This is a genomic window from Nocardia sp. NPDC003979 (genome assembly GCF_053605015.1).
Map to the genome: position 1 here is coordinate 113,164 of NZ_JBSGIJ010000009.1, position 18,336 is coordinate 131,499.

General features: G+C 68.1%; 16 protein-coding genes. 13 read left to right on the top strand and 3 right to left on the bottom strand.

What is annotated here, in order from left to right:
• Nucleotides 1-45: 45 nt before the first annotated feature.
• The 3 genes from ACWEVR_RS20125 (at nt 46) to ACWEVR_RS20135 (ending at nt 3,349) form a co-directional block, all read left to right on the top strand.
• Complete coding sequence (locus ACWEVR_RS20125; RefSeq protein WP_452468180.1) at nt 46-1,218, top strand: acyl-CoA dehydrogenase family protein; 1,173 nt, start codon at nt 46-48, stop codon at nt 1,216-1,218.
• A gap of 22 nt (nt 1,219-1,240) precedes the next feature.
• Nucleotides 1,241-2,368 carry an acyl-CoA dehydrogenase family protein gene (locus ACWEVR_RS20130; protein WP_452468181.1) on the top strand — a complete coding sequence of 376 codons (1,128 nt, stop codon included), beginning with the start codon at nt 1,241-1,243 and terminating at the stop codon, nt 2,366-2,368.
• Between the two features lie 441 nt (nt 2,369-2,809).
• Complete coding sequence (locus tag ACWEVR_RS20135; protein WP_452468306.1) at nt 2,810-3,349, top strand: TetR/AcrR family transcriptional regulator; 540 nt, start codon at nt 2,810-2,812, stop codon at nt 3,347-3,349.
• A 27-nt stretch (nt 3,350-3,376) separates the two neighbouring features.
• Here ACWEVR_RS20135 and ACWEVR_RS20140 read toward each other — a convergent pair whose 3' ends face one another.
• The 3 genes from ACWEVR_RS20140 to ACWEVR_RS20150 all read right to left on the bottom strand — a co-directional run bounded on the left by ACWEVR_RS20140 (nt 3,377) and on the right by ACWEVR_RS20150 (nt 7,407).
• Complete coding sequence (locus ACWEVR_RS20140; protein WP_452468182.1) at nt 3,377-5,734, bottom strand: MMPL family transporter; 2,358 nt, start codon at nt 5,732-5,734, stop codon at nt 3,377-3,379.
• Nucleotides 5,735-5,877: 143 nt separating this feature from the next.
• Nucleotides 5,878-6,786, bottom strand: coding sequence for an MBL fold metallo-hydrolase (locus tag ACWEVR_RS20145; protein WP_452468183.1), 909 nt, complete (start codon nt 6,784-6,786; stop codon nt 5,878-5,880).
• 27 nt (nt 6,787-6,813) lie between these two features.
• The gene (locus tag ACWEVR_RS20150) at nt 6,814-7,407 is read right to left on the bottom strand and encodes a TetR family transcriptional regulator (RefSeq protein ID WP_452468184.1); all 594 of its coding nucleotides are present in this window, start codon (nt 7,405-7,407) and stop codon (nt 6,814-6,816) included.
• Nucleotides 7,408-7,561: 154 nt separating this feature from the next.
• Between ACWEVR_RS20150 and ACWEVR_RS20155 the strand changes: the two genes are divergently transcribed.
• The 10 genes from ACWEVR_RS20155 to pntB are packed head-to-tail and all read left to right on the top strand — an operon-like array spanning nt 7,562 to nt 18,256.
• Nucleotides 7,562-8,782 (top strand): acetyl-CoA C-acetyltransferase, encoded by a 1,221-nt coding sequence (locus tag ACWEVR_RS20155; RefSeq protein ID WP_452468185.1) that lies wholly within the window; start codon nt 7,562-7,564, stop codon nt 8,780-8,782.
• Nucleotides 8,779-9,534 carry an SDR family oxidoreductase gene (locus ACWEVR_RS20160; protein WP_452468186.1) on the top strand — a complete coding sequence of 252 codons (756 nt, stop codon included), beginning with the start codon at nt 8,779-8,781 and terminating at the stop codon, nt 9,532-9,534. Before ACWEVR_RS20155 ends, ACWEVR_RS20160 begins: the two co-directional genes overlap by 4 nt.
• 31 nt (nt 9,535-9,565) lie before the next feature.
• Complete coding sequence (gene fabG, locus ACWEVR_RS20165; protein ID WP_067639670.1) at nt 9,566-10,324, top strand: 3-oxoacyl-ACP reductase FabG; 759 nt, start codon at nt 9,566-9,568, stop codon at nt 10,322-10,324.
• A complete protein-coding gene (locus ACWEVR_RS20170) occupies nt 10,321-10,773 on the top strand; it encodes a MaoC family dehydratase (RefSeq protein ID WP_452468187.1) in 453 nt (150 codons plus the stop codon). Before fabG ends, ACWEVR_RS20170 begins: the two co-directional genes overlap by 4 nt.
• Nucleotides 10,773-11,801: a phosphotransferase family protein gene (locus ACWEVR_RS20175; RefSeq protein ID WP_452468188.1), complete on the top strand. Its 1,029-nt coding sequence runs from the start codon at nt 10,773-10,775 to the stop codon at nt 11,799-11,801. The genes ACWEVR_RS20170 and ACWEVR_RS20175 overlap by 1 nt, the downstream gene beginning before the upstream one ends.
• On the top strand, nt 11,801-13,024 hold the full coding sequence (locus ACWEVR_RS20180) for an acyl-CoA dehydrogenase family protein (protein ID WP_452468189.1): 1,224 nt from the start codon (nt 11,801-11,803) through the stop codon (nt 13,022-13,024). The genes ACWEVR_RS20175 and ACWEVR_RS20180 overlap by 1 nt, the downstream gene beginning before the upstream one ends.
• Nucleotides 13,021-14,199 (top strand): acyl-CoA dehydrogenase family protein, encoded by a 1,179-nt coding sequence (locus tag ACWEVR_RS20185; protein ID WP_357143011.1) that lies wholly within the window; start codon nt 13,021-13,023, stop codon nt 14,197-14,199. Before ACWEVR_RS20180 ends, ACWEVR_RS20185 begins: the two co-directional genes overlap by 4 nt.
• Nucleotides 14,196-15,287, top strand: a complete 1,092-nt coding sequence (locus tag ACWEVR_RS20190) for an acyl-CoA dehydrogenase family protein (protein ID WP_452468190.1) — start codon at nt 14,196-14,198, stop codon at nt 15,285-15,287. Before ACWEVR_RS20185 ends, ACWEVR_RS20190 begins: the two co-directional genes overlap by 4 nt.
• Nucleotides 15,284-16,807: a Re/Si-specific NAD(P)(+) transhydrogenase subunit alpha gene (locus ACWEVR_RS20195; RefSeq protein WP_452468191.1), complete on the top strand. Its 1,524-nt coding sequence runs from the start codon at nt 15,284-15,286 to the stop codon at nt 16,805-16,807. The genes ACWEVR_RS20190 and ACWEVR_RS20195 overlap by 4 nt, the downstream gene beginning before the upstream one ends.
• Nucleotides 16,808-16,834: 27 nt before the next feature.
• Nucleotides 16,835-18,256, top strand: a complete 1,422-nt coding sequence (gene pntB / locus ACWEVR_RS20200) for a Re/Si-specific NAD(P)(+) transhydrogenase subunit beta (protein WP_452468192.1) — start codon at nt 16,835-16,837, stop codon at nt 18,254-18,256.
• The last annotated feature ends 80 nt before the right edge of the window (nt 18,257-18,336 follow it).

Genomic DNA, 18,336 nt, shown 5'->3' on the forward strand with positions numbered 1-18,336 from the left:
CACGATCGCTTCGCCGGGTGCCGGCGAGGGAAGCCGGTGCGCGCGATGAAATTGGCCTTGACCGCCGACGAGACCGCCTTTCGCGACAAACTGCGGGAATTCTTCCGGACGGAGATTTCCGCGGAGGTTCGCGAGAAGGTGCGGCAGGGGGAGGAACTGACCAAGGCGGAGATCGTGGCCTGTCAGCAGACGCTCAACGCACACGGCCTGGCGGTGCCGAACTGGCCGGTGGAGTGGGGCGGTCAGCAATGGTCGGCGACGCAACGCCACATCTGGCACGACGAGATGCAGCTGGCCTCGGTTCCCGAACCGCTGACCTTCAACGTGAACATGGTCGGTCCGGTGATCGCCACCTTCGGTTCCCAGGAACTCAAGCAGCGCTTCCTGCCGCCGACGGCGAATCTCGACATCTGGTGGTGCCAGGGCTTTTCCGAGCCCGAGGCCGGATCCGACCTCGCCTCGCTGCGCACCACCGCGGTGCGTGACGGTGACAGTTATGTCGTCAACGGCCAGAAGACCTGGACGACGATGGGCCAGTGGGCGGACTGGATCTTCTGCCTGGTGCGCACCGACCCGACCGCGAAGAAGCAGGCGGGCATCTCGTTCCTGCTCATCGAGTTGACCTCGCCCGGCATCACGGTCCGGCCGATCGAGTTGATCGACGGCGGCTTCGAGGTCAACGAGGTGTTCTTCGACAATGTGCGGGTGCCCGCCGACCAGCTCGTCGGCGAGGAGAACCAGGGCTGGACCTACGCCAAGTTCCTGCTCGGCAACGAGCGCACCGGCATCACCGCGGTGGGGCGGACGAAGGTGGCACTCGCGCTGGCCAAGGAGCGTGCCGCGCAGACGAAGACGGCGGGCGGCACGCTGCTGGCGGATCCGTTGTTCGCCGCACGGCTGGCGGAGCTCGAAAACCAGCTGCTGGCACTGGAATTGACGCTCCTGCGGGTGGTGTCGGGTTCGGCCGACGGTAAGCCGAACCCGGCGTCGTCGGTGTTGAAGCTGCGCGGCACCGAGTTGCAGCAGGCGGCGACCGAACTCCTGGTGGATATCGCCGGGCCGGACTCGCTCCCCTTCGACGCGGGCGCGCAGATCGCGAGCCCGCAATGGGCGCAGCGCAGCACCGCCACCTACCTCAACTACCGCAAGACGTCCATCTACGGAGGGTCCAACGAGGTGCAGCGCAGCATCATCGCCTCGACCATCCTTGGTCTCTGAACACAGATTGTGAGTCGATCCCATGGATTTCGCTCTCGACGACGAGCAGCAACTGCTGCGTGACACCACCCGCGAACTGCTCGCTCGCAGCTACGACCCGGAGAAGCGGGCCGAGGTGATCGGCTCCGAACTCGGCTGGAGCCGGGACGTGTGGGCCAAGCTGGCCGAGATCGGCCTGCTCGGGCTCGCTTTCGCCGAAGACGACGGCGGCATGGGCGCGGGCCCGGTCGAAACCATGGCCGTCATGGTCGAACTCGGTCGCAGGCTCGCCCCGGAACCGATCCTCGACAGCGTGCTGGTGCCGGGCGGCCTGATCGCCGAAGTGGGCACTGCCGTGCAGCGCAAACAGGTGCTGACCCAGGTCGCCGAAGGTGCCCTGCTGCTGGCCTTCGCGCACACCGAACCCGGCATCCGGTGGCCGTCGACCGAGGTCACCACGACCGCCGCCGAACACGACGGTGGATGGACGATCAGCGGACGCAAGAACCCGGTGCTCCGGGGCGACTGCGCCGACAAGCTCGTGGTGAGCGCGGCTCTGCCCGACGGGGGCACCGGCCTGTTCCTCGTGGACGCCGAGGCTACGGGGGTGGCGAGACGGTCGTACCGGACACATGACGGTGGTCGCGCCGCCGACCTCGAATTCGCCGGTGCCCCAGCCGAACTGCTCGGCGACACCACCGACGCGACCCCGGCTGTCGAACGGGGCATCGTTCGGGCGCAGGCCGCGTTGTGCGCGGAGGCGCTCGGTGCGATGGAGGAGTCGCTGCGGCTCACCACCGAATACCTGAAGACGCGCAAGCAGTTCGGGGTGACATTGTCGAAGTTCCAGACGCTCACCCAGCGTGCCGCCGACATGTACGTCTCGCTCGAGGAAGCGCGCAGCATGGTGCTGTACGCGACGGCCTGTCTGGCCGAAGGGCGTATCGACCCGATCGTGGCCTCCCGCGCCAAATTGCAGATCGGCCGCTCCGCCAAGCACATCGGGCAGGAGTCCATCCAGATGCACGGTGGTATCGGCATGACCGCCGAATACCCCGTCGGTCACTACTTCGCCCGGCTCACCGTGATCGACCAGATCTTCGGTGCCGCCGATGACCATCTGCGGCTGCTCAGCGGCCAGGTCGCCGACTACACCCTGGTCGAGCTCTAGACGTAGTGCCATGTGCGACGCCGGCGGGCCGTAGGTTCGGCTCGCCGGCGCGGGCAGGGACGAGGTCGGTCCGACGGCTCAGCGTCGGGGGGAGTCGTCGGTCACCAGGCGGTAGACGACGTAGCAGGCGAACCAGATGATCGCGATGGTGCAGGTGATGAGGAGGACTTCGACCGCTGCGACCATTTCACCGGTTCCTTCGTGAGGGTTGGTAGAACTCGAATCCAGTTCGAGTATGTGGTGGCGCATCGGGGCTGTCAAACGCGCGCACCGACGCGGCACGCTTTTACCTGACGTTCGTTATGTGAAATGCCTGTGTGAAACTGTTGGCGTGGCGCAGAAACAGAAGCAGGGCGTGGGGAGCCGGGCGAAGTCGGCGGGGCGGTCGCGACCGCGCAACGCGGCAGGCCGGCGGGCGATCACGCGGCCAAGCGCGCGGAGCTGCTCGACGCGGCGGCCTCCGTGATCGCGGCCGAAGGATATGTCAAGGCGTCGATGCGACGCGTCGCCGAGCACGCCGGGTACACCACCGGTGCGGTCACCTACTACTTCGCCAACAAAGAGGACATGGTTCTCGCGCTCGTGCTGAGCCGATTCGACCGCTACGACGCGATGGTCGAGGCGGTCCGCGACACGACCGATGTCCGCGAGCTGCTGGCGCAATGGTTCCAGCTGGGCAAGGACGTCAAGTTCTGGCCGTTGATGCCGGAGCTGCTCACCTCGGCGCGGTCGGAACCGCGCATCGCCGAGGTCATCGTCACGCGCTACGCGAAGTTTCGCGCCGACTACGCCGCGGTGCTGGCCGCCGCGCAGCAGCGCGGCGCGATCCGTGACGACATTCCGGCGGGCATCCTGTCCGACCAGCTCAGAGCCATGGGCGACGGTTGGGCATTGATGTATCCGGTGGAGCCGCAGCGTTTCACCCCCGCTCATGCGAAGGATCTGATCGACGCCACCCTGACCCTCATCGCACCGCGATAGAACCCGCCTTCCGCACCGGCCGTTCGGCTACCTCGGGGGCCGGTCGGTGATCCGGCCCAGTCGATGGGTCGGGGCTTCGGCTTCGATCTCGGCGACGGTGCGCGGGCGGCGGGGTGTGCGTGCCAGTTTGCTGTCGGGGACCGCGGCCATCCGCATGGTCGGCGGGTCGGTGACGGGTGTCGTCCGCACCAGGTCGACCATCGCGTCCCGGCCGGGTCGTTCGTCGGCGAGGCTCGGTTCGGACAGCCCGACCTTTTCCTGAATTCGCTTGGCCCACTTGGGCGCCCACCAGCAGTCGTCGCCGAGCAGTTTCATGATTGCGGGGACGAGCAGCATGCGAAGGATGGTCGCGTCGATGAACAGCGCCGCGATCATGCCGTAGGCGATGTACTGCATCATCACCAGATCGGAGAACGCGAATGCGCCGGTGACGACGAGCAGGATGAGCGCGGCCGCGGTGATGATGCGGCCCGTCTGCGCGGTGCCGGTGCGGATCGCTTCGGTGGTGGACGCGCCATGGGCGCGTGCCTCGACCATGCGCGAGATCAGGAAGACCTCGTAATCGGTCGACAGGCCGTAGATCACCGCGATGATCAGCATGAGCACCGGTGCGCTGATCGGCTGTGGCGTGAAGTTCAGTACCCCGGCGCCGTGACCGTCGATGAAGATCCAGGTCAGGATGCCGAGTGTGGAACCGAGCCCGAGGGCGTTCATCAGCGCCGCCTTGATCGGCAGCACCAGTGAACCGAAGGTGAGGAACATCAGCAGCGTGGTGACGAGCAGGACCAGCCCGATCATCAGCGGCATCCGGTCGAGCAGGCTCTCGATGCTGTCGGCCATGATCGCGGGCTGCCCCGCGACGTACATGTCCACTCCGTCCGGTACGTCGATGGCGCGCAGGTAGTCGATCGTCGGCTCGGCGTTGCCGGTCGGATCGACCAGGGTGGCCGAGGTGCGGTATACCGCCGGATCGTTGGAGCCGGTGTTGCTCGGCACGCCGAACTGGCCGACGAGCCCGGGCGCCTGGTTGGCCTGCTTCCATACCGCGCCGATGGCGTTGGTGTCCTCGCCGACGAAGACCAACTGGATCGGGTCGGTCTTCTTCAGCGGGAACACCTCGTAGAAGTGTTCGAGGGCGAGCCGGGTGCTGTTGTCGGGCGGGAGGTATTTCTCGTTGATGCCGCCGAAGGCGAGGTTCTTGATCGGGATGATCAGCAACAGCAGCCCGACGACGACCGCCACCGCCACCTTCAAGGGGTGTCGCATCACCCAGCGGGGGAGCCTGCCCCAGAAGCCGTTCTCGATCTCCTCGGCGGATTTGGTCTTGCGGAAGCGTTTGATGCCGAGCATGTCCACCCGTGGCCCGAGCACGGCCAGCATCGCGGGCAGGATCGTCACCGCGGTCAGGGCGGCGAGTGACACCGTCGCGATGGTGCCGTAGGCGACCGAGCGGAGAAAGCCCTGGGGGAACAGCAGGATGCCGCCGAGGCTGGCGACGATCATGGTCGCCGAGGAGACGACGGTGCGTCCGGCCGTCATCACCGTGCGCCGGACTGCCGCGCGCGTGTCGTAACCGGCGGCGAGCTCCTCCCGGAACCGGCTGACGATGAACAAGGCGAAGTCGATGGCCAGGCCGAGGCCGATCATCGACACCACGGCGGAGACGAACGAGTTGACGTCGGTGAAGTTCGTGATCGCCATGACGATGCCGTTGGCACCGAAGATGGTGAGCCCACCGATGATCAGCGGCAGCGCGGCGGCGACGACGCCACCGAAGATGAAGAACAGGAGCACCGCCACAGCGGGAATGGCCAGCAGTTCCATTCGGTGGACATCGGTGGCGATGGTGTCGTTGAGGGTGCCGCCGATGGCCTGCAGCCCCGAGACCTCCACGTCCACACCGTCGATGTGGAAGGCGTCGCTCACCGCCCGGTAGCTGCGCAGCAGATCGGTGTCGTTGTCGCCGACGAGCGCGACCGAGGCGAACGCGTGCCGCTTGTCGGCCGACCCGAACACCGACGGCACCGCGGGCGCGTCGCCCACCCGCCAGTAGGCGCCGTTGATCTTGTCGATCTCGTCGGGGTGCTCGGCCAGCGCCTTGTTCAGACCCGCGACGACCGTGCCGCTGAACTCCGGATCGTCGATCGTCCTACCGTCGGGAGCGTTGTAGAGCACGATGACGTCGGCGGTATGGTCGCGCCCGAATGCCTGGTCGGCGATCCGCGAGCCCTGCGAGGATTCCGAACCGGGGTCGTCCCATCCGCTCGAGGTGAGGTGGTCGGACAAGCCGAGCCCGTACCCACCGAGCCCGAGCAGCGCGGCACCGACGATCGCGATGACGGCGAAGCGAAATCGATGGACAAGGTCGCCCCAACGGTTGAACACAAACGACTCCTTTGTCTGCTGCGTCACCGACCTTCCCAGGCAAACCTGAGGATCGCCTGACAGGCGACGGCGGAGCGGCTGTCGGGGAGTGTGAGTCCAGGCACGTTCGCGCAGCCCCGGCCGGGACGCGGAAACGGGGATGGTCAGACGGTGCGCGCGAAGGTGCCGTCGGGTGACGCGGCGATATCACCGGCTCTGACGAGCCGTTCCAGATGTTGCTCCGCCACGCGCTGTTCGACAGCCTCGACATAGGGGGCCGACACGTGTGGCCGGTAGACGAGCCGGTGGGCGACGATCGCCGACAGCGAGCGTGGTTCATCGAGGAGCTCCAGCAGCCTGCGTTCGCGCTCGAACAGTTTCGCGCGGTACGCGCCGAGGCGCTCACGGAATTCGTCGACGCCCTCGATCACGCCCTTCTGGTGGAAGGTGCCGTACCAGCGGGCCTCGGTGGCGGCGACCCGGTCGATGGAGGCGAGGAAGTCGTCGGCACTGCTGTGCACGTCGCCGTACATCGGGCCGAACGAGGTCAGGTCTATATCGCCGATGTAGAAGAAACCGTCGGGCTCGACGAGCACGCCGCAGTGTCCCGGGGTATGACCCGGAAGGTGGACGACGGTGGCGGTGACGTCGCCCAGTTCGAACACGTGGCCGTCGGCGACGCCGATCACGCCGTCGCGTCGCCGGGGGATGCCGTACTGCTCGTCCAGATCCCGGACGACCTCGTCGCGCACACGGGGAGGCAGCCCGTACTGCGCGACCAGCGCGTCGAGCGAGGACACCGCCGCGACGTCGAGGTGGTGGGCGTAGGTCGGTGCGTCGAAATGCCGCAGCCCGGCTATGTGGTCCTCGTGGCCGTGGCTCAGGAAAACAAGGTCGGCCGTGACAGTCCCGGGCCTGAGTGCCAGGGAGGGGTCGATGAGGAGAGTTCGTTCGCTGCCGCGTACCACCACGGAGTTGCCGTAGGGCAGAACCCCACCGTTGTCGGCAACCAATGCGGTGACGCGACCGAAGGTCTGGGGTGTGACCGACGGTGTCCCGGTCGATTCGACCACCTTTTCTCCTTGTGTGTAAGGCGCGGGTCAGCCGGCGCCGACGATGCGTAACGCCATGTCGGCGTAAGCCGTGGCGATGTCTTCCGGGGACCAGTCGCCCTCGTCGCGGTACCAGCGGGCGATGTCGATGCCGAGGGAGAGCAGGGCGGTGGACGCCATTCGCGCGTCAGGGGTGTCGAAGACGCCCTCCTCGATCCCGCGACGGACCAGGTCGCGCATGGCCTGATCGATCTGCTGGCGGATCGCGCGGATCTCGGTCAGGTGCTCGGGGCTCAGTGAGTTCAGTTCGTAGTTGACGATCCGGGCGCCGGTGTGACCGCGCGCGTGATGCACGGCGAAATCGTAGATCACGTTACGCAGGGCGATTGCCGGATCGCTGGACGACTCTGCCGCCTTCCGGATCAGCTCGAGGGTTTCGTCGTGGCCCGATCGCGAGATCAGGTAGAGCAGTTCCTCTTTGGATTTGTGATGAACGTAGACCGCGGCCGGGCTCATGCCGGCGGCCCCGGCGATATCGCGCGTCGTCGTTCCGTTGAAGCCCTTCTCGGCGAAGGCAGCGACGGCGGCTTCCATGAGTCGCGCGCGGGTCGAGTCGCCGCGGGGTTCGGTTGTCTCGGTCATGGGATCGCCATTATCTCGTCTCGTGGGAACCGCACTGGTCACGGCTGATGTGATGTGGTTAACAGGAGCTGAAGTCCTGATTGCTGTTGACGGTGACGGGGACCACCCTGCACTATGCTACTAAGCAAGCGCTTAGTTATCAAAGGAGATCCGAATGCCGGAAGCTGTGATCGTCGCCGCTGCCCGTTCCCCGATCGGTCGCGCGGGCAAGGGCTCGCTCAAGGACATGCGTCCCGACGACCTGACCGTGCAGATGGTGCGTGCCGCGCTGGCTCAGGTTCCCGAACTCGACCCGACCCAGATCGAGGACCTCGTCCTCGGCTGCGGTCAGCCGGCGGGCGAATCGGGCTTCAATATGGCCCGCACGGTGGCTGTGCTGGCCGGGCTCGACACGGTGCCCGGCACGACCGTCAATCGCTACTGTTCGTCGAGCCTGCAGACCACCCGGATGGCGCTGCACGCGATCAAGGCCGGCGAGGGCGACGTCTTCATCTCGGCCGGCGTCGAGACGGTGAGCCGCTTCACCAAGGGCAATGCCGACGGTATGCCCGACACCCAGAACCCGGTCTTCGCCGACGCGGTCGCGCGGACCGCCGAACGGGCCGCCGGTGGGGCCCCGTCCTGGGCCGACCCCCGCGTGAACGGTCAGCTGCCCGATGTCTACATCGCCATGGGTCAGACCGCGGAGAACGTCGCCCAGTTCACCGGGATCACCCGTGCCGAGCAGGACGAATTCGGTGTCCGCTCGCAGAATCTGGCCGAGAAGGCCATCGCCAACGGCTTCTGGGCCACCGACATCACTCCGGTGACACTGCCCGACGGCACGGTGGTCAGCGCCGACGACGGCCCGCGTGCCGGTGTCACCCTCGAGGCGGTGAGTCAGCTGAAGCCGGTGTTCCGTCCCGACGGCACCGTCACCGCGGGCAACTGCTGCGCGCTCAACGACGGCGCCGCCGCTCTGGTCATCATGTCCGACACCAAGGCCAGGGAACTGGGACTGACCCCGCTCGCCAGGGTCGTCAGCACCGGTGTCTCGGGCCTGTCACCGGAGATCATGGGCCTGGGTCCGATCGAAGCCTCCAAGCAGGCCCTGCGCCGCGCGGGTCTGAGCATCGACGACATCGACCTGGTCGAGATCAACGAGGCCTTCGCCGTGCAGGTGCTCGGCTCCGCCCGCGAACTCGGCATCCCCGAGGACAAGCTGAACGTCAACGGTGGCGCGATCGCGGTCGGTCACCCGTTCGGCATGACCGGCGCCCGGATCACCAGCACACTGATCAACTCGCTGCGCTTCCACGACAAGCAGTTCGGGTTGGAGACGATGTGCGTCGGCGGCGGCCAGGGTATGGCGATGGTGCTGGAGCGTCTGTCGTGAGCGGCCGTTTCGCGGGCAAGACCGCGATCGTCACCGGCGCCAGCCGCGGCATCGGGCTCGGCATCGCGCAGCGCCTGGTCGACGACGGCGCGAAGGTCGTCGTCACCGCCCGCAAGCAGGACGCCCTCGACGCGGCGGTGGTCCAGCTCGGCGGCCCCGAGCACGCGCTCGGCGTGGCGGGCCGCGCCGATGACACCACCCATCAGGAAGACGCCGTCGCCCGCGCGATCGAGACGTTCGGCAGCGTCGATCTGCTGGTGAACAACACCGGCATCAACCCGGTGTACGGTCCGATGATCGAGATGGACCTGCAGGCCGCGCGCAAGATCATCGAGGTCAATTGCCTTGCGGCACTGGCGTGGACCCAGCAGGTGCACAAGGCGTGGATGGCCGAGCACGGCGGCGCGGTGGTGAACGTGTCGTCGGTGGCCGGGATCAAGCCCGCGCCCGGCATCGGATTCTATGGCGCCAGCAAAGCCATGCTGACCTACATCACCCAGGAGCTGGCCGTGGAGCTCGGCCCGAAGCTCCGGGTGAACGCGGTCGCGCCCGCCGTGGTGAAGACGAAGTTCGCCACCGCCCTGTACGAGGGCAAGGAGCAGGAGCTCGCCGAGACCTACCCGCTCAAGCGGCTCGGCGTGCCCGAGGACATCGCGGGCGCGGTGGCGTTCCTGCTCTCCGACGACGCGTCCTGGGTCACCGGACAACTACTGGTCCTCGACGGCGGCGTCACGCTGACCGGCGGCGTCTGACAACTACTGGCGAAAACCTCAGGAGAAACCAATGAGCACACCGACCAAGACCGCGATCGTCACCGGCGCCGCCCGTGGCATCGGCGCGGGCGTCGCCCGTCGGCTCGCCGCCGACGGCATGGCCGTCGCCGTGATCGACCTCGACGAGGTCGCCTGTAAGCCGGTCGTCGAGCAGATCCAGGCCGCGGGCGGCCGGGCCATCGCCGTCGGCGCCGACGTCGCCGACGAGGCGGCCGTCACCGGCGCCGTCGAGCGGGTCGTCGCCGAGCTGGGCGCCCCGACCGTGCTGGTCAACAACGCGGGTGTCATCCGCGACAACCTGTTGTTCCGGATGACCACCGACGACTGGGATACCGTGATGAACGTGCACCTACGCGGCGCGTTCCTGATGACCCGCGCGGTCCAGAAGTACATGACGGAAGCGAAGTTCGGCCGCATCGTCAACCTGTCGAGCACCTCGGCGCTGGGCAACCGTGGCCAGGCCAACTACGCCGCGGCCAAAGCGGGCGTGCAGGGCTTCACCAAGACCCTCGCGTTCGAGCTCGGCAAGTTCGGTGTCACCGCCAACGCCATCGCCCCCGGTTTCATCGAGACCGAGATGACAGCGGCCACCGCGGCGCGCGTCGGCATTCCGTTCGAGGACTTCAAAGCCGGTGCGGCCAAGGAGATTCCGGTCGCGCGTACCGGTGTGCCCGAGGACATCGCGCACGCCGTGTCGTTCTTCGCCAGTGAGGGAGCGGGTTTCGTGTCCGGTCAGGTGCTCTACGTCGCGGGAGGTCCGAAGGCATGAGAATTTTCCAGGGCGTCGCCGAACTCGAGGGCGCTGTCGGAACCCACCTTGGCTACTCCGGGTGGCACACCATCACCCAGGCGCAGATCAACGCGTTCGCCGACGCGACCGGTGACCACCAGTGGATCCACGTCGACACCGAGAAGGCCGCCGAGGGTCCGTTCGGCACCACGATCGCGCACGGTTACCTGACGTTGTCGCTGCTGCCGCTGCTGGTCCCGCAGGTGTACCGGATCGAGGGCGTGAAGATGGCGGTCAACTACGGCGCCAACAAGTTGCGTTTCCCGGCGCCGGTCCCGGTGGACTCGAAGGTGCGCGCCGGCATCGAGCTGGTCTCGGTCGCGGCGGGTGCTGCCGGCCACCTGGTCACTTCCCGGGTGACCGTCGAGCGCGAAGGCGGCGACAAGCCGGTCTGCGTGGTCGAATCGCTGACCCTCGTGGTGGCCTGATGGAGACCCGGGCCGACCTTCCCGGCCTGGATCTCGGTCGGCTCTCCACCTGGCTCCGTGGTCAGCTGCCGGTGGCGGGGCCGGCCCTGAGTGGCTCGCTGATCGCGGGCGGCAAGTCGAACCTGACCTACGCGGTCACCGACGGCACCAGCCGGTGGATCGTGCGCCGGCCTCCGCTGGGGCACGTGCTGGCCACCGCCCACGACATGGCCCGCGAATACCGGGTGATGGCGGCCCTGCAGCACACCGACGTCCCGGTGCCGACGATGTACGCACTGTGCCAGGACGACACCGTGCTCGGTGCCCCCTTCTACGTGATGGAGTACGTCGAGGGCACGCCGTACCGGACCGGCGCTGAACTGCGTGAGCTGGGACCCGAACGCACCCGCGCCATTTCGACCGATCTGATCGACACCCTCGCGGTGTTGCACGCGGTCGATCCCGCGGCGGTCGGGTTGGCCGATTTCGGTCGTCCCGAGGGTTTCCTGGAACGCCAGGTGCGCCGGTGGAAGAAGCAGCTCGACGCGTCACACACCCGCGACTTCCCGCTGGCCGAGGAACTGCACGCGCTGCTCGCCGCGGACGTCCCCGCCGAGTCGGCGGTCGGCATCGTGCACGGTGACTACCGGCTCGACAATGTGCTCATCGATTCCACGGACCGGCTCGCGGCGGTTGTCGACTGGGAGATGGCCACCCTCGGTGATCCGCTGACCGACCTGGCGCTGATGGTCGTCTACGGCCGCCTCGCGGCCAGGGCGGGCAGTGCTGTGGTGGCCGACGCGACGGTGGCACCGGGCTTCCTGACCGAAGCCGAGATCATCGCCCGCTACACCGCGCGCAGCGAGCGCGACATGTCGCGGTTCGGTTTCTATCTCGGGCTCGCCGCGTTCAAACTGGCCGCGATCCTCGAAGGCATCCACTACCGCTATCTGCACGGCCAGACTGTCGGCGAAGGTTTCGATGCCATCGGTTCGGCCATCGAGCCCCTCCTCGAAACCGGCCTCACCGCACTGAAGGAGTACCGCTGATGGATTTCGCCTACGACGCCCGCACCGAGGAATTGCGTGCCTCGCTGCTCGACTTCATGGACACCCACGTCTACCCGGCCGAACCGGTGTTCCGCGAACAGGTGTCCCAGCTCGACAACCGCTGGGCCTGGGATTCGGTGCCGATCATGACCGAGCTGCGGGCCGAGGCCCGCAGGCGCGGCCTGTGGAATCTGTTCCTGCCCGGCGCGGAGGGTGCCGGGCTGACCAACCTGCAGTACGCACCGCTGGCCGAGATCACCGGCCGCAGTGGCCATCTGGCGCCGGCCACGCTGAACTGCGCGGCACCCGACACCGGGAACATGGAGGTGCTGGCGCAATTCGGCACCGACGAGCAGCGCAAGGAATGGCTCGAGCCGTTGCTGGACGGGCGGATCCGGTCGGCGTTCGCGATGACCGAACCCGATGTGGCCTCCTCCGACGCGACCAACATCTCCACCCGCATCGAGCGCGACGGCGACGACTACGTGCTCAACGGGCGCAAGTGGTGGATCACCGGCGCCATGAACCCCAACTGCCGCATCTTCATCGTGATGGGCAAGACCGACCCGACCGCGAGCAGGCACCAGCAGCAGTCGATGATCCTGGTCCCGCGCGACACCCCTGGCGTGGAGATCATTCGCGGCATGGAGGTCTTCGGCTACGACGACCACGAACACGGCGGCCACGCGGAGATGCGTTTCACCGATGTGCGGGTCCCGGCCACCAATCTGATCGGCGGTGAAGGGTACGGCTTCGCCATCGCGCAGGCCCGCCTCGGGCCCGGCCGCATCCACCACTGTATGCGGGCCATCGGCGTGGCCGAGCGGGCCATCGAGGCGATGTGCGCCCGCGCCGAGGAGCGTGTCGCGTTCGGCAAGCCGCTCAGCGAGCAGGGCGTGATCCGCGACTGGATCGCCGAGTCGCGAGTCAAGCTCGAGCAGTTGCGGTTGCTGGTGCTCAAGACCGCCTGGCTGATGGACACCGTGGGCAACAAGGGCGCCCACACCGAGATCCAGGCGATCAAGATCGCCACCCCGGCCACCGTCCAGTGGATTCTCGACAAAGCCATCCAGGTGCACGGCGCCGCCGGTCTGTCCCAGGATTTCTCGCTGGCCGCCGCCTACGCGGGCAACCGCACCCTGCGTTTCGCCGACGGACCGGACGAGGTCCACAAGAACGCGCTGGCCAAGAACGAGCTGCGCAAACATCGGGAGGGCCGATGACCATCGACGAACTCCGCACCAGGATCCGGGAATTCCTCGCCGCCAACGATCCCGCAACCACCGAGCGCCTGGAGTTCCTGCGCGCTCGCTACGACGCGGGGCTGGCGTGGGTGTACTTCCCCGAAGGTCACGGTGGTCTCGGTCTGCCGCACGGCTGGCAGACCGAGGTGGACCAGCTCTTCGAGCAGGCGGGGGCCCCGGACAACAATCCGGCGGCCAACGTGATCGGTCTCGGCATGGCGGGTCCGACCATCCTGGCCTGCGGTACCGAGGAGCAGAAGAAGCGTTTCCTGCGTCCGCTGTGGACGGGCGAGGAGATCTGGTGCCAGCTGTTCAGCGAACCCGGGGCCGGCTCCGACCTGGCCAATGTCAGCACCCGCGCGGTCCGCGACGGTCACGAGTGGGTGGTCGACGGGCAGAAGGTGTGGACCTCGAGCGCGCACCTGGCACAGTTCGCCATCCTGCTCGCCCGCACCGACCCGAACGTCCCCAAACACCGTGGCATGTCGTACTTCCTGATCGACATGACCCAGCCGGGTGTCGAGGTGCGGCCGCTGCGCCAGATCACCGGTGAGGCCGAGTTCAACGAGGTCTTCATCACCGACGCCCGCGTCCCCGACGAACAGCGCCTCGGCGCCGAGGGCGACGGGTGGCGCATCGCCAACACCACCCTCAACACCGAGCGCGTCGCCATCGGCGGCCGGGCGAGTGCCCGCGAATCGGGGCTCATCGGCGTGGTCACCGACACGTGGCGGGCGAACCCGGATCGGCGCACCCCGGAGCTGCACGACCGGCTGCTGCGGCTGTGGGTCGACGCCGAGGTCGCCCGGCTCACCGGACTTCGCCTGCGCCAGAAGCTGGCTCAGGGACAGCCCGGTCCGGAGGGCTCGGCGATGAAGCTGTCCTTCGCGCGGATCGCGCAGCAGCTGTCCGGACTCGAGGTCGAACTGCTGGGCGAAGACGGCCTTCGCTATTCCGACTGGACCATGGTCCGTCCGGAGCGTGTCGACATGAACGCACGCGACGCCGGATACCGCTACCTGCGAGCGAAGGGCAATTCCATCGAGGGCGGCACCTCCGAGATCCTGCGAAACATCGTGTCCGAACGCATTCTCGGCCTGCCCGCCGAGCCGCGTACCGACAAGGACCGTCCCTGGAAAGAAGTCGCGCGATGACCGACGTTGATCTGCTCTACACCGAAGTCGAGGACGACCTGCGCGCCGTGGTGCGCTCGGTGCTGACCGCGCATTGCGAACCCGGCGCGGTCACCGCCCTCTACGACGGCGACCGCGCGCTGGTCGACGGCCTGTGGAAGAACATCGCCGTCGACCTCGGCCTGGCCGGGCTGCTCGTGCCCGAAGCGGACGGTGGCGCGGGTGCCTCGGCTCGTGAGGCGGCGGTGGTGCTCGAGGAGCTCGGGCGTTTCGTCGCCCCGGTGCCCTTCCTGACCAGTGCCGTGGTCGCGACGACCGCGCTGCTCGGCTCCGGTTCGGCGCTGCTCGGTCAGCTCGCGGCAGGGGAGCGCACGGCCGCCCTGGCCGTGCCGCTGACGACTGCTGCGCACGGCGCGCTGCCCACCGTGTCGGTCGATGACGGACGGCTGACAGACACTGTCACCAGTGTCGCCGGTGCGCTCGAGGCCGATGTGCTGCTGGTCCCGGCCACCGGGCCCGACGGTGTTGCGCTGTACGCGGTTTCGACCGCCGACGCGCGACTCACCGCGGTCGTCTCCCTCGACATGACCCGCCAGCTCGCCGACCTCGAGTTCGACGGCGCCGCAGGCGAACTCGTGGTCGCCGACGGCGAGGCGGCGGTGCGCCGGGCGCTCGCCGCGGGCACCGCTCTGCTCGCCTCCGAGCAGTACGGCGTGGCGCGGTGGTGCCTCGACGAGACCGTGGCGTATCTGCGGGAGCGTCGCCAGTTCGGCCGCGTGGTCGGCGGGTTCCAGGCGATCAAACACCGGCTGGCCGACCTCTACACCGCGGTCGAGTCCGGCAACGCCGCTGCCCGCTATGCGGCCGCCACGCTCGCCACCGACGACGCCGACGCGCCCGTCGCGGCCTCGGTGGCCCAGGCGTTCTGCGGCGACCTCGCGGTCCACGCCGGTGAGGAGGCGGTGCAGCTGCACGGCGGCATGGGCATGACCTGGGAGCATCCGGCCCACCTGTACCTCAAGCGCGCCAAGGCCGACCAGCTCGCCTTCGGTACCGCCGGGGCACACCGGGTGCGGCTGGCCGAGCTGGTCGAGGTGCCCCGACCATGATCATCGGTGTCCTGCGCGAAGCACGCCCACGCGAGACCCGGGTGGCCGCCACTCCGGCGACGGTCACCCGGCTCGTCCGGCTCGGCTACGAGGTGGTGGTCGACCCGGGCGCGGGCACCCTCGCGTCGTTCTCCGACGACGCCTACGTCGAGGCGGGTGCCACGATCGGCGACGCCCGCACCGCCGACATCGTGCTCGGCGTCAATGCCCCCGCCCCCTACCAGCTCGCCGACCTGAACCCCGGCACCACCGTCATCGGTCTGCTCGGGGTGCTGAACGACCCCGACGTGGTCACCGAGCTCGGCAAGCGGCCGCTCACCGCCCTGGCGATGGACGCCGTGCCGCGGATCTCGCGGGCCCAGTCGCTGGACGTGCTGTCGTCGATGGCGAATATCGCGGGCTATCGCGCGGTCGTGGAGGCCGCCCACGCGTTCGGCCGGTTCTTCACCGGCCAGGTCACCGCCGCGGGCAAGGTGCCACCCGCCAAGGTGCTGGTCGTCGGCGCCGGGGTGGCCGGGTTGGCCGCCATCGGGGCCGCGGGCAGTCTCGGTGCGGTCGTGCGGGCAACCGACCCGCGCCCGGAAGTCGCCGACCAGGTGAAATCCCTCGGCGGCGAATACCTTTCGATCGACTCCGCCGAGGCGGAGGTATCGGCCACCGGGTACGCCAAGGAGATGGGTGACGACTACCGGGCGCGGGAGGCTCAGCTGTACGCCGAGCAGTGCGCCGACGTCGACATCATCATCACCACCGCGCTGATCCCCGGGCGCCCGGCGCCGCGCATCATCACCGCCGAGATGGTGGCCTCGATGAAGCCCGGCAGCGTCATCGTCGACATGGCCGCGCAGAACGGTGGCAATGTCGAGGGCACCGTCACCGACCGGGCGATCGTCACCGACAACGGCGTCACCATCATCGGTTACACCGACCTCGCCGGTCGTCTGCCCACGCAGGCCTCCCAGCTGTACGGCACGAATGTGGCGAACCTGATCGAGCTGATGACCCCGGGCAAGGACGGCAGGCTGGTCCTGGACTTCGACGATGTCGTCCAGCGATCGATCACCGTTGTGCGCGGGGGCGAAATCACCTGGCCGCCGCCCCCGGTCGCCGTCTCGGCGAAACCGGCGGCCGAACCCGTCGAGCCGCCGGAACCGGCCGCGGCGAAGGAGCCCCTGTCCGCCGCGCGCCGCATCGGGCTGGTACTGATCGCCGCGGCCGCGGTGTTCGGGCTGATCGCGATCTCACCACCCGCGCTCCAGGGCCATCTGACGGTCTTCGCGCTCGCGATCGTGATCGGCTACTACGTGATCGGCCATGTCCATCACGCGCTGCACACCCCGTTGATGTCGGTGACCAACGCGATCTCCGGGATCATCGTGGTCGGCGCGCTGCTGCAGATCGGGCACGGCGATGCGTGGATCACCGGCCTGTCGTGCGCGGCGATCCTGCTGGCGAGCATCAACATCTTCGGTGGCTTCGCGGTGACCCGCCGCATGCTCGCCATGTTCTCCCGCAGCTGAGCTGCGCCCGACCCGGAGCGAATTCTCATGATTTCCGTTGCAACCGTGGCCGATTCGGCCTACCTCGTCGCGGCGCTGTTGTTCATCCTCGCGCTGGGCAGCCTGGCCAGGCACGACACCGCGAAGATGGGCAACACCTTCGGCATCGTCGGAATGGCGGTGGCCCTCGGCGCCACCGTCGTCCTCGCGATCAGCCGCGACATCCAGCCCGCCGGCCTGCTGTTGCTGGTGGGCGCCACCGCGATCGGCGCGGCGATCGGCCTGTGGCGGGCCCAGGTCGTCGAGATGACCGGGATGCCCGAGCTGATCGCGCTGCTGCATTCGTTCGTCGGTGTGGCGGCGGTGCTGGTCGGCTGGAATGGTTACCTGCATGTCGAACGACATCCCGGCGGCGCCGAGGCCGCGCTGCTGCGCGCCGACGGACTGCTGGGAATTCACGGTGCCGAGGTCGCGGTCGGGGTTTTCATCGGCGCGGTGACATTCACCGGCTCGATCGTGGCCTACCTGAAGCTGTCGGCGCGCATCGCGTCGGCACCGATGATGTTGCCGGGCAAGAACATTCTCAATGTCGGCGCGCTCGTGCTGTTCGCCGCGCTGACCGTGTGGTTCGTCCTCGACCCCCGGCTGTGGACGCTGGTGGCGATCACGGTCGTGGCGCTCCTGCTCGGCTGGCACCTGGTGGCCTCCATCGGCGGCGGCGACATGCCGGTCGTGGTGTCGATGCTCAACAGCTACTCCGGCTGGGCGGCGGCCGCGTCGGGCTTCCTGCTCGGCAACGATCTGCTGATCATCACCGGCGCGCTGGTCGGTTCCTCGGGTGCCTATCTGTCCTATGTCATGTGCAAGGCCATGAACCGCTCGTTCGTGTCGGTGATCGCGGGCGGCTTCGGCATCACCGCGGGCCCGGCCGGTGACACCGACCTGGGTGAGCACCGCGAGATCAGCGCTGATGCCGTCGCCGAACTGCTCGCCGGGGCGTCGTCGGTGATCATCACGCCCGGCTACGGCATGGCCGTGGCCCAAGCCCAGCACGGCGTCGCCGAACTCACCCGCAAGCTGCGCGAGCGGGGCGTCACCGTGCGGTTCGGTGTGCACCCCGTCGCGGGCAGGCTGCCCGGCCACATGAACGTGCTGCTGGCCGAGGCGAAGGTGCCCTACGACATCGTCCTGGAAATGGACGAGATCAACGACGATTTCACCGGCACCGACGTGGTCCTGGTGATCGGCGCCAACGACACCGTCAACCCCGCTGCCGCCGAGGACCCGGCCAGCCCGATCGCGGGCATGCCTGTCCTCACGGTGTGGGAGGCCGACAACGTCGTCGTCTTCAAACGTTCCATGGCCTCGGGCTACGCCGGCGTCCAGAACCCCCTGTTCTTCCGCGAGAACTCCGCGATGCTGTTCGGTGACGCGAAGGACCGCGTCGACGACATCGTGAAAGCACTGTGACTCGAAGCCTCGGTACGGCGGCGCATCTCCAGCGCCACCGGACCGGCAGGCGCATCATGATCAACTGACCATGTCAGGTG